This is a genomic window from Priestia sp. MDV22-iso46 (genome assembly GCF_058629175.1).
Window position 1 is genome coordinate 1,883,825 of record NZ_JBZVWT010000001.1, and the last position, 13,881, is coordinate 1,897,705.

12 protein-coding genes and 1 pseudogene are annotated in these 13,881 nt (G+C 39.6%); 1 reads left to right on the plus strand and 12 read right to left on the minus strand.

What is annotated here, in order from left to right; all coding sequences use genetic code 11:
• Positions 1 to 47: 47 nt before the first annotated feature.
• From folE to AC4NPH_RS09625, 4 genes are all read right to left on the minus strand, one after another.
• Positions 48 to 692: a GTP cyclohydrolase I FolE gene (gene folE / locus AC4NPH_RS09610; protein ID WP_013055793.1), complete on the minus strand. Its 645-nt coding sequence runs from the start codon at positions 690 to 692 to the stop codon at positions 48 to 50.
• 57 nt (positions 693 to 749) lie between these two features.
• Positions 750 to 3,281 (minus strand): EAL domain-containing protein, encoded by a 2,532-nt coding sequence (locus tag AC4NPH_RS09615; protein WP_098780564.1) that lies wholly within the window; start codon positions 3,279 to 3,281, stop codon positions 750 to 752.
• A 267-nt stretch (positions 3,282 to 3,548) separates the two neighbouring features.
• Positions 3,549 to 3,818 carry a hypothetical protein gene (locus AC4NPH_RS09620; protein ID WP_097813323.1) on the minus strand — a complete coding sequence of 90 codons (270 nt, stop codon included), beginning with the start codon at positions 3,816 to 3,818 and terminating at the stop codon, positions 3,549 to 3,551.
• The gene (locus tag AC4NPH_RS09625; protein WP_041816506.1) at positions 3,815 to 4,033 is read right to left on the minus strand and encodes a hypothetical protein; all 219 of its coding nucleotides are present in this window, start codon (positions 4,031 to 4,033) and stop codon (positions 3,815 to 3,817) included. Before AC4NPH_RS09625 ends, AC4NPH_RS09620 begins: the two co-directional genes overlap by 4 nt.
• A gap of 321 nt (positions 4,034 to 4,354) precedes the next feature.
• Here AC4NPH_RS09625 and AC4NPH_RS09630 point away from each other — a divergent pair, with 321 nt between their 5' ends.
• Positions 4,355 to 5,347, plus strand: coding sequence for a DUF3231 family protein (locus tag AC4NPH_RS09630; RefSeq protein ID WP_013055790.1), 993 nt, complete (start codon positions 4,355 to 4,357; stop codon positions 5,345 to 5,347).
• 149 nt (positions 5,348 to 5,496) lie between these two features.
• Here AC4NPH_RS09630 and AC4NPH_RS09635 read toward each other — a convergent pair whose 3' ends face one another.
• The 8 genes and pseudogenes from AC4NPH_RS09635 to AC4NPH_RS09670 form a co-directional block, all read right to left on the minus strand.
• Positions 5,497 to 6,135, minus strand: coding sequence for an SdpI family protein (locus AC4NPH_RS09635; protein WP_098197036.1), 639 nt, complete (start codon positions 6,133 to 6,135; stop codon positions 5,497 to 5,499).
• Entirely contained in the window at positions 6,136 to 6,399 is a 264-nt protein-coding gene (locus tag AC4NPH_RS09640; RefSeq protein ID WP_013082079.1) for an autorepressor SdpR family transcription factor, read from the minus strand.
• 105 nt (positions 6,400 to 6,504) lie between these two features.
• Entirely contained in the window at positions 6,505 to 6,678 is a 174-nt protein-coding gene (locus AC4NPH_RS09645; protein ID WP_097813325.1) for a Fe3+ hydroxamate ABC transporter substrate-binding protein, read from the minus strand.
• 17 nt (positions 6,679 to 6,695) lie between these two features.
• Positions 6,696 to 6,923: pseudogene (locus tag AC4NPH_RS09650) on the minus strand (hypothetical protein); the annotation flags it as partial.
• Between the two features lie 141 nt (positions 6,924 to 7,064).
• The gene (locus AC4NPH_RS09655) at positions 7,065 to 10,094 is read right to left on the minus strand and encodes an efflux RND transporter permease subunit (protein ID WP_098597934.1); all 3,030 of its coding nucleotides are present in this window, start codon (positions 10,092 to 10,094) and stop codon (positions 7,065 to 7,067) included.
• 331 nt (positions 10,095 to 10,425) lie between these two features.
• Positions 10,426 to 11,763, minus strand: a complete 1,338-nt coding sequence (locus AC4NPH_RS09660) for an MFS transporter (protein ID WP_053486926.1) — start codon at positions 11,761 to 11,763, stop codon at positions 10,426 to 10,428.
• 99 nt (positions 11,764 to 11,862) lie between these two features.
• Positions 11,863 to 12,327 (minus strand): CBO0543 family protein, encoded by a 465-nt coding sequence (locus tag AC4NPH_RS09665; protein ID WP_053486925.1) that lies wholly within the window; start codon positions 12,325 to 12,327, stop codon positions 11,863 to 11,865.
• A 110-nt stretch (positions 12,328 to 12,437) separates the two neighbouring features.
• Positions 12,438 to 13,847 carry a sodium:solute symporter family protein gene (locus tag AC4NPH_RS09670; protein WP_029324969.1) on the minus strand — a complete coding sequence of 470 codons (1,410 nt, stop codon included), beginning with the start codon at positions 13,845 to 13,847 and terminating at the stop codon, positions 12,438 to 12,440.
• Positions 13,848 to 13,881: the final 34 nt, after the last annotated feature.

A 13,881-nucleotide genomic window follows, 5' to 3' on the forward strand; every position in this document is an offset into this window, starting at 1 on the left:
CAGCTCACCTCGCTTCTGCTTCTCAGCTTATATGGCTTTTTGTTTCTTTACATTTGTCGCTGTAAAAGAGATAAAAATTCTCCTCGAACCTCTGGTTTTTCCATAAATGTGCCTCGAACGGATGAAGTGGCTGTAGAAGCTGAAGACTTTTTAATTCCTCTTCCGCACATGCACATATGCTTTGCTTCAATAATCACCATGACTCCTTTCGGCTCTAACACTTCTTCGATTGCATCTGCAATTTCATTTGTTAGACGTTCTTGAACTTGGAATCTCTTTGCGTATCCTTCTACCGTACGAGCGATTTTAGATAAACCTGTAATTTTTTTATCCGGTATATACCCAACGTGAGCAACGCCAAAGAACGGTGCAAAGTGATGTTCACACATTGAGTGAAATTCAATGTCTCGTATTAACACCAATTCATTGTGATTCACATCAAATGTTTTTTCCAAATGAGCTTTCGGATCTTCTCGGTAGCCTTCCGTGTATTCTAAAAACGCCTTTAGCACGCGGTACGGCGTCTCTTCAAGGCCGTCTCTTTCCGGATTGTCTCCGCATAAATCAATCAGCTCTTTCACCGCATTCATAAATGTGTCAGCTTGACCTATTTTTTTATCTATTTCAGTTGAATTCGTGCCTAGTGTTTCTAAAAATTTTTGAGCAATTAAATTTTGTGTACTTAGTGCCATCTTTTTATGTCCTCTTCCCTTTTCTTAGTAAGTTTATTTTTAAATGATGGTTTTGCTTCAGCTATTTAAAAACGCTTCTTCAAAATCTTCTGCAGCAAGAGGCTTGCTAAACAAGTATCCCTGCATGTGATCACAGCCATTTTTCATTAAAAACGCTTTTTGATATTCTTCTTCTACACCTTCTGCGATTACCTCCAGCTTTAAGCTTTGAGATAAGCTGATAATCGCCTGGGCAATTTCACTGTTGCTGTAATCTTCTTGAATATCTTGGATAAAAGACCGGTCGATTTTCAAACAATCGATTGGTAATTTTTTTAAATAACTCAACGAAGAATATCCGGTTCCAAAATCATCGATAGAAATTGATATACCATATTTCTTTAACAGATGTAAAGCTTTAATCGTTTCTTCCGCGTTCATAAGCAGTGTACTTTCTGTAATTTCCATTTCAAACCAAGCGGGATCAAATCTATGCAGCGAAAGAAAGTGTTTAATTTCATTAACCAACACAATCGGATCTTGAAATTGCCGCGGGGAAAAATTGACCGCTAGCGTCATTTTTTCGTCTGAGACCTTATTCCATTCGCTGACTTGAGAACAAGCTTTCTTCATCACAACTTCCCATAAGTATTGAATCAAACCAGCTTCTTCTGCTATAGGGATAAACGCTTCTGGAGAAACAAATCCAAGCTCTGCGTCATTCCAGCGAACTAATGCTTCTACGCCGGTGATTACATTGCGCTTTGCTTCTATTTTCGGCTGATAGTAAACGTCAATGTCGCCTTTTTGAATTGCTTTTCGCAAGCGCGTTTCGATGTGAACTTTTTCAGCTTGTTTTTTATTTAACGAGTCATGATAGATACTTACTTTACTGCCGCCTTGTCTTTTTGAAGCATACATGGCAACATCTGCATACGTAATAAGCGTATCTAAATTCGTAGAATGCTCGGGATAAAAGCTTAATCCGCTGCTTATACTGACGAACACTTCATCGTTGTCAATGTAGCAGGGCTGTTGAACATACGCCATGATCTTCTCGGTGATACCTTTAACTTCTTCCGGTGTAAAATCACTGAATAAAATGACAAACTCGTCTCCTCCTTGCCTTGTAAGAAAGCTGTTAGCAGAAGGAAGACATTCTTTAATTCGGTTAGCTATCAGCTGTATAAGCTGATCTCCTTTTGAATGCCCTAGCGTATCATTAATATCTTTAAACCGGTCTATATCCATAAATAACACGGCTACGTGACGAATGGACTTTTCCTTCGACTCAATTAAGCGCCTGTTTAATTGTTCTTTAAAATATCTTCTGTTCGGCAATCCTGTCAAAAAATCGTGGTACGCATGATACTCACTTTCTTCCTGACTTTTCTTTAAATCATCTACATATGTTTTTAAAAAGTGAGAAAGGTGGTTGATGTTTGCTACAAGTCCTCCCAGCTCATCTTTTCTTCTTGTATTCAGCACCTTGCCGAAATTACCTTTAGCGATTTGGTTCACGTGCTCCATAATATGTTTAATCGGCCGCGTAATGGATGTAGAGAAGATAAAGCTTATAATAAGGACAATAAAGATAAACGGAAGAGACAATAATAAATGTTTAATTAATTCTTGCTGCAGTTCTTTTTCAATAAGTCCGTAGTCATACACTACGCCTATTACATAAGCTGGAGTATTTTTTTCTTTAATCGGTACCAATGTCTTTAATACTTTTTTATGGTTAATTTCAGCAAGATAGCTTTGTGATTTTCCCGTTTTTAAGACCTCTTGTATGGATTTTTTATCCCGTTCGGTATTTCGGTACGTGTATGTTCCGTACCAAATCGGCTGATCTTTTATTTTAATATATTTATTGCCGTTTAAGTATACGTTTTGATTTCTTTTCCCAAAATTTTTGGGGTTAAAAACGGTTAGTTCAAGAACGCCTTCCAGATTTTCTGTGAAGCGGTTCATCACGTTCGTAGGACCGAACCTTTTTTCAAAATCCAGTACGTGCCGATCACGGAAATAAGGATCAATAATATAATTAGTAGACCCGTCGTAATAATAGCCCCACTTGTCAATGTGATTAGGGTTGCTGGAGGCTACTTCAATCGGACCGCTCCAAAAGTGAGGTAGAGTCACTCCTTTTTTGGTAGTAATCGTCTGCTGAGAAAGCAGCTGCCGAAAAGATGTATACCAATAGCCCCACTCTTTTGTAGACATATTGATTTCCTTAGGATCAGAAGATTTTACGCCTATAATATCATCTCCCGCAGGAGCTAATAATGTAATGTGAGATATCATCAGTTTTTTAGCCAGTCGCTTTAACTGGTCATTGCTGACGTCATGGTAATCAGCAGGCAAAGAATCCTGAATCGCAACCGAAGCCGTTCTTAATTCTTGTGCCATTCGATTTTCCATATAGGAAGCACTATTTTTTGAGTTTTCGACTTCGTACGCAATTTCCTCTGTTACCAGCGTGATTTCTTTTTTGTTAAATTCTATTAATCTATTTTTTGATCGAATGTAGTGCAAGGTATTATTCGCTAGTAGAATACACAATACCAGCAAAGTAAAGAATACGGATAACTTTTTCTTTATCGACACTAGTTGGCTGCCTCCTGTTTAAAGAACGGATCCGACAGTTTTAACACTTGTTTATGTTCTCTAGATTTACATCGGATACTATTCTTTAATTTCCACAAAAAAAGAATGAACTCATACAAAAAACCAACCGATTTGGTTGGCTCTATTCATAGCTAGTATAAAACATATTAAATACATACTTTTATTTACACGGATAGAACAAATTTGTATTCCTATAATATTTTAACTCTTTTTTTCAAAATATCAATGCGTAAATTTTAACTTTCTTTATCTATGCTGCTTTTTAAACTTCTTCACTATTCGTTGATACCAGTAGATTCCGGCTCCCGTTAATAAAATAATCGTTCCCCACTGATGAGGTAAAAACTTCAGCAGCCATATGGACATTATAATAGTAGCTACCGTTAAGTTACTCAGCCACAGTTCTCGGCTTAGCTTTTTCTTATTCATCACCACCGCTACATAACCAATAGGCGGTGCAAAAAAGCATAGCAGCAGCAGAAATTTTTCTGAACGGTGCCAAGGCTGTTTATTCATTTTTTCTCACTTTTTCTATTTAAAATAAACTGATAGCCAAACGTCACAACGATCCCTGTCCAAAACATAGAAGATGACGACACTAACTCGGCACCTTTATAGGTATACATTATTATGTTCACAAACAGCAGCAATAAAAGTATATAAAAACCTGCCGACACAGCTTTATTCCAATTTTGATGCTCCCGTTTAGAAGCATCCTTAAAAAACTTCATCAAAAAACTTCATCGAAACTCTCCTTTTACATCTTATCCATCACTTGTCCATTTAGGGGTTCTATCTTTATGTTAGCATATTGGGTAGTTTTGGAAAATAGATAGAGGAAATTGTTAGAGTACAGAGTTGAGAAAAATTCTTTTGATAGTTCCTATTCATAACAGTAAAACGAAAAAACAATGTTTCTCTAGACGTATACCCTAGCCGTTATTTTCTTTTTCCAAATTGACCTATGGAATAACTTAACACACCCTTGCCCACACTATACTTATCTGTTTTTTATAAATACGTATCATTTTTATAGATAGGAGGAAAGCTCATTGAACGCAGAAAGCAAGCGTTTGACTTCAACTGAAATAACAAGTCTATGCGCGCAGTACCATCAGGATACGCTGGCGGTTTGTGTCGCGAAACACGTTCTTGCAACGGTGACGGATGCCGAGATTCGGTCGCTGTTTGGCTTTTCGCTAAAGTTATCTGAAAAGCATATTGAGCTGCTGACTGCCATTTTTCGGGCCGAACATTTTCCGCTGCCGAACGGATTTACAGATGAAGATGTGGACTTGCACGCACCTCCGCTTTTTACAGACTCGTTTTGGCTGAAATATCTTCACGACATGACGATTCACGGCTTGTCAGGGTACGGCATTTCGTTTAGCGTGTCGATTCGCCGAGATATTCGAGATTATTATCATCAATGTAATTTAGATGCGATGGAAATCTACAATCGGTCGCTCGATTTGCTTTTAGCAAAAAACCTTTATGTGCCGGCTCCTTATTTTTTAAATCCGAAAAAACAAGAGTCGATCACAGATTTGTCTTACGCTCTTGATTTTGTCGGAAAGCAGCGTCTTTTAAACGCAAATGAAGCCGGAAATATTTATTTTAATTTACGTAAAAGCATGGTAACCAAAGCTCTTTTAATTGCGTTTAAACAAGTAAGTAAACGAAAAGACGTGCGAAAAGTCATGGAGACGGGGCTTGATGTGGCCCACAAGCATATTGAACTTTATTCTTCCATCATGCACGAAGAAAACCTTCATACGCCTCCGCTTTTGGATAATGAAATCACAACGTCCACACACGCGCCTTTTTCAGAAAAGCTGATGACGTTTCACGCAGGCGCAATGTTCAAGGTAGCCATTACCTATTACGCAACGGCAATGACTACTAGCATGAGGCTTGATATTGTCGGTCACTGTGAAGCATGTATTTTACGAGACTTAAAAGTAGCGGGGCGCTGCAGCGAAGTGATGATTAAAAACGGGTGGATTGAAAAGCCGCCTGAAGCAAGCGATCGTAAACAAATGTAAGTTTTTTCATAGCAGCTCTTGACCTGAAACGCGTTTCATACTTTATGCTTTAGTTATTCCCATCAGCCGGCGTGACACGAACGGTGGCGTTACGGCTGATATGTTATCCATAAAAAAATCCGGTGTATTCACCGGATTTTTTGGTATGCTTACATATTCATTTCTTTTTTATACGCCAGGTACGAATACAGATAAGGAATCGCCACGCACAGAACGATACTCCCCCACATGATAACTGACTTGTATCCATCAGGTAAAAAAGCGCTAATAAGAATTAGCAGTCCGCCGATAAAAAAGAGCTTTCCAGATAAACGATGCGTCTTTTTCCATACGGTTTCATTGCTCAATGTCCACGGTGTACGAATCCCCATAAAATAGTTAGAGCGCACGCGCTGCAAGTAGTTTCCGATAATGATAAAAACGAGTCCAGCCATAATTGGAGCAATGTACGACATTGGCACGTTATAGCCAAGCCCCTGTAAAATAGTGCTCATATTTACAAAAAAGAATAATAGCAGTACGGCATTTAACAGGATGTTATACGTTTTTGAAAAGTACTTATAATTTTCTTTACGCGGGTCAATTCGTGGAACAAATGCAATGATAAAATAAATCAGTGCCATGATGCCTACTGTTAAGATCATTGCGTTTATCTTCGTTGCAAATCCGTCTGCTTCTCCATTTGCTCCCCAGTGAATGGGCATCGTAGCCGGAAGATGCGGCAGTGCAATCAGCCATGCAACCAGTGTTAAAAGGGTAATGCCTAAAGGAAATACGTGCTTTTTCATTTAACTCTCTCCTTTCTGAAAGCTGAAAAACCAGCCGATTAAATCTTGAAAAACGGTTGTATTTAGCGAATAAATCACAAACTGCCCTCTTTTTTCATCTTGAACGAGGTCCGCTTGCTTCAAGATTTTTAAATGATTTGAGATGCTTGGTTTGGTCATATTAAAATACTCGGAAATTTCTCCTGCGGTTAAATCCCGCTCTTTTAGCAGCTCTAAAATCTTTCTGCGAGTGGGATCCGCTAAGGCTTTAAATGTTTCATTCAATTGAAGTTCATCTCCATCATATTTAAGTATTTAGATAATTATCTAAATATTAAACTATAAAATATACTATGTCAATATTTTGAAAAGAGAACATCTGCATTTGACTCATTTTTTTGTTTTTTCAAAGCAGTCCATGCATACAAACTGCGCTTCTTGATGTAAAAAAGCTTTAATTTCAGTCATGCCTCTTTTACTTGGATACTTCATCCGTATCCATACTTCTTCACCAGGCTGAATTTCTTTTTGACAAACAGAGCACAGCTCTTTTATTCCAAACACACTATCCCTCCATTTCTTTATATAACTATACGTTTGACTAGCCAAAGGGTTTCATAAAAAAGAGCCTGAGACATATCCAAATCAATTCCACCTAAAGACAAACAAATGGGAGGAATGAATTGAACCGCTTGTGACACCGCTGGTGATTTCCATGCGAGACTTCGCTTTCCGCGGGCGGCCGGTGAGCCTCCTCGTCGCTTGCGCTCCTGCGGGGTCTCACCTGTTCCGCTTTTCCCGCAGGAGTCTTAGTCTTACCCTCCAATCACCAGCTAGAAGCAACTACAGACATGAAACCTACGTTCATTCTACCAATAAAAAAATCCGAACGATTTATCGTTCGGATCTTCCTTCACCTAACATACTTATGTCCTAACCTCTTTTAAACATTATAGTGGCGTTACGTCTTCCTGCTGTTTTTGCTGTATTCTTTGCTTTTTCGATTTTCTGAAATGAAGCAGTTCATATACAACGGGAATGACTACAAGTGTAAGCAGAGTCGCAACGGCCAATCCTCCGATTACAACGACTGCTAGACTTTGAGAAACAAGGCTTCCGCTTTCGCTTTGTTTGAATAACAGCGGCAGCATCGCACAAATCGTAGCGGCAGACGTCATGACAATTGGACGCATACGCGTAGCGGCTGCTTCAACAATCGCATCGCGCATAATCATTTTCTTTTCATTTTGCTTCACTCGGTCTAGAAGTACAATTGCATTGGTCACAACGATACCAATCAGCATTAGTGCTCCAAGTAGAGCCGTTACGTCTACTGGAATGCGGCTGATTAATAAACCTAACACAGCACCAATCGCTGCAAGCGGAAGCGAAAATAAAATCGCAAACGGCGTGCGGATTGTTTTAAACGTAATCACCATAATTAAGAACACAATACCAATCGACACAAGCATTGTAATGAACAAGTCAGAGAAGTCTTCTCCTTGCTGAGTGCTTGCTCCGCCGATTACAACGTCAACATCTTTTGAAATGGACAGTCCTTTATTCTTACCGTCTCCAAAAATTGTTGTTTGAATGTCTTTATTAATCTCTGAAAGCTTTTCTGGATTGACATCCGCTGTTACTTGAATATACGGGTCTCCATTTTTATGAAACTGATTTGTCGGCTTTTCAGCTTGCGTTAGTGAAGCCACTTTTGAAACAGGTGACGGTCCTGTCTCTGTCATAATAGAAATATCTTTTAACTCTTTTGATGATGTTGGATTTAATACAGATTCAAGAAGTACGTTTGCTTGCTTGCCTTCTAAATCTATCGCCCCAATCGGCGTTTTATTCAGCATAACGCCAAGCTGCTGCGCTACTTGCTGCGTATTCGCTTTTGTTGGATCTACGTCTAAAGAGTAAATTGTTTTCTTTTCGTCTTGGTTCGTAGAAACTTTGTCTACTCCTTTTATATCGCTAATTTCTTTCTTAATGCTGCTTGCCGTTTTTTCTAACTTGTTCATGTCGTTTCCAATCACATCAACGGTAATGGAAGTAGTGGAAGCTCCCATTAGTGAAGCAGCACTTACGCTAAGATCCCCTCCGTCATAGAGTTTCTTTTGATTTTGGATTCGTTTCATTAGCGAATCCGTGTTTCCACTGTCTTTTACGGTAATCGTATACGTAGCTTCAGTAGGCGAACCAACGTCTCCCCACTTGGCTCCTTCGTCCGTATTACCAAGCTGCATGTATACCTCTTTTACTTCTTTTTGAGCTAAAATATAGCGTTCAAGCTGCAGTGATTTTTCTTCTACGGTTTTAATTGGCGTGTTATTTGGATAGCTTAACGTTGTGCCTACAAAGTCAGATGAAGAGTTATCAACCGCTCCTTTAGGCATCATCGTGTACGCGCCAATAGATCCCACAAATAAAAGCAGCGAAAGCAGCAGCACAACCCATTTATGATTCAGCGACCACGTAATGACCTTTGTAAAACGAACCGGCTGCTTGTGCTTACGAAGTTTTTCATTTTTTAATAATCCTGCACTCATTAACGGCACAACGGTAAGCGCCACAATTAATGAAGACAGCAGCGAATACGTCAGCGTTAGAGCGAACGGAAGCATAAAGTCCTGGAGCCCTCCGTTTACAAGGCCGATTGGTAAAAAGACGGCTACTGTCGTTAACGTAGAAGCGGTAATAGCAGAGCCTACTTCTTTTGTTGCATCAATAATTAACCCAAGCGAAAATTCTTCTTTTTGCATTTTCCGGAAAATGTTTTCAATAACAACGATACTATCATCTACCAATCTCCCAATCGCTACCGCTACCCCTCCAAGCGTTAAAATATTGAGCGTAACGCCTGATTTGGATAATAGGAAAAGCGTAAAGCAAAGCGATAGCGGAATGGATACAATTGTAATAAACGTAGAGCGAACGCTGCGTAAAAACAGCATGATTACAACGGTCGCAAAAAGTGCGCCCAGCAACACTTCTTTCATCATGGAATGAACAGAGTTTTGTACGCTGTCCCCTGTTGCAAAAAATACAGAAGCATTTACAGTGTTATAGTCTTTGTTAATTTGCTGAGACAGTTTTTTTACTTCTTTTGTAATGCTAACGGCGTTTGAGTGACTGTCTTTTGTAACAATAAGTAAAAGTGCATCTTTTCCGTTAATATGCGTCACGACGCCTTCAGGCTTTTTCACCTCTACTTTTGCAAGGTCCCCTAGCGTTACATTGGGTGCAACCGGCAGCTTTTTCACTTTATCCAAGCTGTCAATTTTACCAGTTACGTTGATGTTGCTCGACTTGTTATTAATGACTTTTTCTCCAACTGCAAGCGACGTGTTTTTTCCTTCTAACACGCTGATGACTTTATCAATGGTCACGTTCTTTTGTGACAATTTTTTATTATCAACTTTAATAGACACGTAGGAATCCGCTGTTCCATACGTTTGAACACTCGCAATGCCTTTAACGTCTTTATATTTAGGGATCAGTTTTTTCTCTGCAAGATCCAGATTGTCTCTTGTTAATCCTTCTTTAAATGTGAGTGAAATATCTGCGATGGGAATCATTGAGGTATTTAATTGAATAACATTAGGCTTTGATACGCTGGCTGGAAGCTGCACCGAAGACAGCGCTTCTTGGACGTTTGTTTTTGCTTCTTTCATATCCGTTTTGGATTCAAATGAAATATCGATTTTGGAATAGCCGTCTCCCGTCGTCGAATACACGTTGTTTTTTCCTTTAACACCGGCTACCGCTTCTTCAATCGGTGACGTAACTTGTTTTTCCATAGAGTCCGCATCCGTTCCTTGCCCCATAACCACTACTGACACTTGAGGCTGATCAGCGGTCGGCAGGAATTCCATCGGAAGTGTAAAATAACTAATGACTCCTAAAGCTAAAATTAAAATAGACATAATGGTGATAGCCGCTTTATTTTTAAACGACCATTTGGTGAGCCAAGACATGAAATTTCCCCTTTCACTTTTTCGTACAAACTTAGCCAAACATTTCTAGAATATGCTAAATAACTACTAAATTATACCTAATCTATCTTACCATTTAAAGACTTATTTTTGTAAAAAGTCCCATTATTTGAACAAAACCCTTTATGTATATGCTTTTAGTTATGTAATCAGTCTCTTTACAGCACAAAAAAAAGACGCCGATGCCCGGCGTCCCACATGTAGTAAGTGAAAGAAGAAGAAGAATATGCCTACGATTTCTTAGGCAATTCCATGACCTTATTTGGTTTCTTCCCGTTTTTTTATGAAATAAACATATTTAGCACAAATTCCCTTAACTAGCAGCTCGATTGTGCTTTGATTCGGCCTCGTTTTGAATCTTTAATGACGTTAATAAAGCCACTATGCTTCCTGCAAAGCCAAATAAAAACAAGTGATGAATGCCTGCCATAAAGCTTCCGCCCGAAGTCAGCAAAGCACCCATAATGGTAACGCCGATTGCTGTTCCCATGTTTCTGCAAAACATAAAAAATGACGTAGAAATACCTCTTTCATGTCCTCCTACTAATTGCTGCACACCAATGACTCCAACCGTAGAGAGCAGTCCAAACGATAGTCCTTGGACAATCATGACGCAAAACACATAGAAGAAACCGTGACTTTCATTTAGCAGCAGCAGCAGCGTTCCTGATCCAACCAGCAGCACATTCCCAATTAACAAAAGCTTTCTGTAGCCGTGTTTTAAAATCCATTTACCTGCAGGAACGGACACAGACATCCAGCCGACCGCTGTTCCTAACAGCGCAACTCCGCTCATAAACAGTGACAAATGCGCCACTCGCTGTAAAAATAACGGAATGTAGCTCGACGTACCGAATAAAGCTACTGTCCCAATGAACGCATTGATATTAATCCATGACAGCGTTTTGTTTTGGAACATGGACAGCGGTACAATCGGAGAAGCATGTTTTCGTTCATGCAGATAAAAAATGACTAGTAAAATAAGTCCAACGACTGTATACACAACTCGGTTTTGTTCCACTACCGTAACGAGCAAGAGTGACGTAACACCCGCTCCAAATAAAATGGCACCGATGTAATCGACTTTTGCTCTTTTCGGCTCATAGCTTTCTTGGTACGGCATTAACGTAAGAAATGACACGATACATACCGGTAAATTAATAAAGAAAATCCACCTCCACGTTAAGTAATCCACAAAAAAAGCGCCTAAAAGCGGAGCTAACACAGCTGATAATCCCCACATTGTTGTAAACAGCGCCTGAATTTTCCCTCGCTTCTCTACAGGAAATAAATCTCCGGCAATAATAGCGGGAAACGCCACCATAAACCCGGCTCCTATTCCTTGAACCGCACGGAAAAGAACAAGCTGAATCATCGTATTTGCCACGCCGCAAAGCATCGAACCAATTAAAAAAGCAATAATTCCAAACCCAAATACTTTTTTGCGGCCAAATAAATCCGATAATCTCCCTGCTACTGGAGATAAAATCGTACTTGCAATCATGTACGAAGCAAACGACCACGCGTACAAATCAAACCTTCCCAGCTCTTTTGCAATAACGGGCATCGTCGTATTCATAATCGTTGAATCAAGCGAAGCCACTAGCATTGCCAGAACAATACTAAACATTACGGACGTTCTGCTTTTCATTTGACAATCTCCTTACCTCTATAATCTGAGCATTTAGTTTACTCCTGCTTGATAGATGTTGTCTAGATTTGTGCATAAAAAAACAGATAAAAAGCTGAACTATAGCTTTTCATCTGCTTTTTTGACAAGACCAGCTAACCCCCTGATTGTCAGCAATGTAAAACTAACACTTGCAAATGTATGAAAGATGGTCCACTTTTTCCATTTAAACAGATTGCTATTTCTCTCTAAATACCACTGACTGATACTCATCGGCACACTCCACACTAAGCTTTTTAGTAAGATTGCAGGAAGCTTGTCTTCATAAGATTGTCTAACCCAAATCATACTTAGCAAAGGGAAAAACAGCAGATCGTATAAAATATTAGTTGAAAAAATGCGAGGATACGGCCGAACAGGATATTTGATTCGATTCGTGTTTACAGCATAAGCATCAATAAGCGTGGCCAAAATCCCTTTTGCAAAAAAGACAATCAGCATTTCTTTAAATTTCGGTTTTTTTACAACAAAAGGAAAAAGAACTGCACACAACACAGTTAGCCCTTTTAGCATTGTTCGTTCCATTTGTAACACTCTTTTCTTTGGGAATATCCATTAGTATGTACGATTACTGGCTAAAATAATAAGCAGGAATATAAAAAGCTTCTCACCGTAAAGGAGAAGCCTTTCTTTTCTTATTTTACATCTTCGCTTACCGGCTCTTGGTCAGACAGTTCTTTGTTTCGAGCCATAACCGCAAATCCAGCCATTATAATAATGCTGCTTGAAATTCCGTATAGGATTGGCGTGGTAGAAGAAAGTCCTTCAATCAATAGACCTCCAAGTACTACTAGTGTACTGACAACAATCGCTGAAACTCCGGCTTTTGGATGAATGTCTTTCCAAAACAGCGACACAACAAACGGAACAAAAATCGCTCCTGATAAAATAGCATACGCAACATCTAAAGCGACAAGCACATCTTGAATCCAAAGAGCAAACACAATAGCAAGGACGCCGACAATAAGCGTATTAACACGCGTTAAAATTAAATAATTTTTCTCCGAAATATTTTTAAGCCACACTTTTTTAATAATATCATTACTAATCAGCGTAGAAGATGCAAGCAGCGTTCCTGAAGCCGTTGACATCAGCGCTGAACAAACGCCTGCCAGTACGAGACCTAATAATCCTTGAGGCAGGATTTGAACTGCAAGCGTCGCAAAAATGCTTTGACTGCTTTCTGCGTTTGGCAGCAGCAAATACGCACACATTCCAATTACACTTCCGGCAATCGCGTAGGCAATACTGTACACACCTGCAAAAATGGAGCCGTTTCGCGCAATTTTTTCTGTTCGCGCCGTGAATACTCGCTGCCAAATATCTTGAGATACTGCCATACCAAGCGTATATAGAAGGAAATACTGAAAGATTTGACCATATCCAATGGATGAAAAATCAAAATAAGATGATGGCAAATCTCCGGCAAGTGCTTTAAAACCTCCGGCTTCTGAGACACTCATTGGAAGCATAAATCCAAAAATCGCCACCGTCATCACAACAAATTGAATAATATCAGTAACCGTTACGCTCCACATTCCGCCTAGAATCGTATAGAACAGAACAATCGAACCGCCAATTAACATCGAGGCCGTCATGTTCCATCCAAGCAGCGCATGAATGATCGTTCCCATTCCAATCACTTGAGTGACTGATACCATGAGTGTATAAATAGCGGCAACAACGGCGCTGATAATTTGCGCTTGAGCGTTATATCTTTTTCCTAGCAGTTCGCTGATAGTCGTCACTTTCAACGACGAGATCCGCTTAATAAAAATCGTGCCAAGCGTAATGATTCCAAGTCCAATCATCGTCACAAACCAAATGCCAGACAGCCCGTGCTCATAGCCAAGCTGAGCCGTTCCAATCGTCGACGCTCCGCCTAAAATAACGGCAGACAAACACCCTAAATACATAAACATCCCTAAGTTTCGTCCGGCTAAAATAAAATCTTCTGATGACTTTGCTTTTAACGAGCCAATAATACCAGCTACAACCAATACGCCAAAATAGACAAACATAACCGTCATATCCAGTCCGTTCATAACAGATTCCTCCTTATTATGGGTCAATCTATCT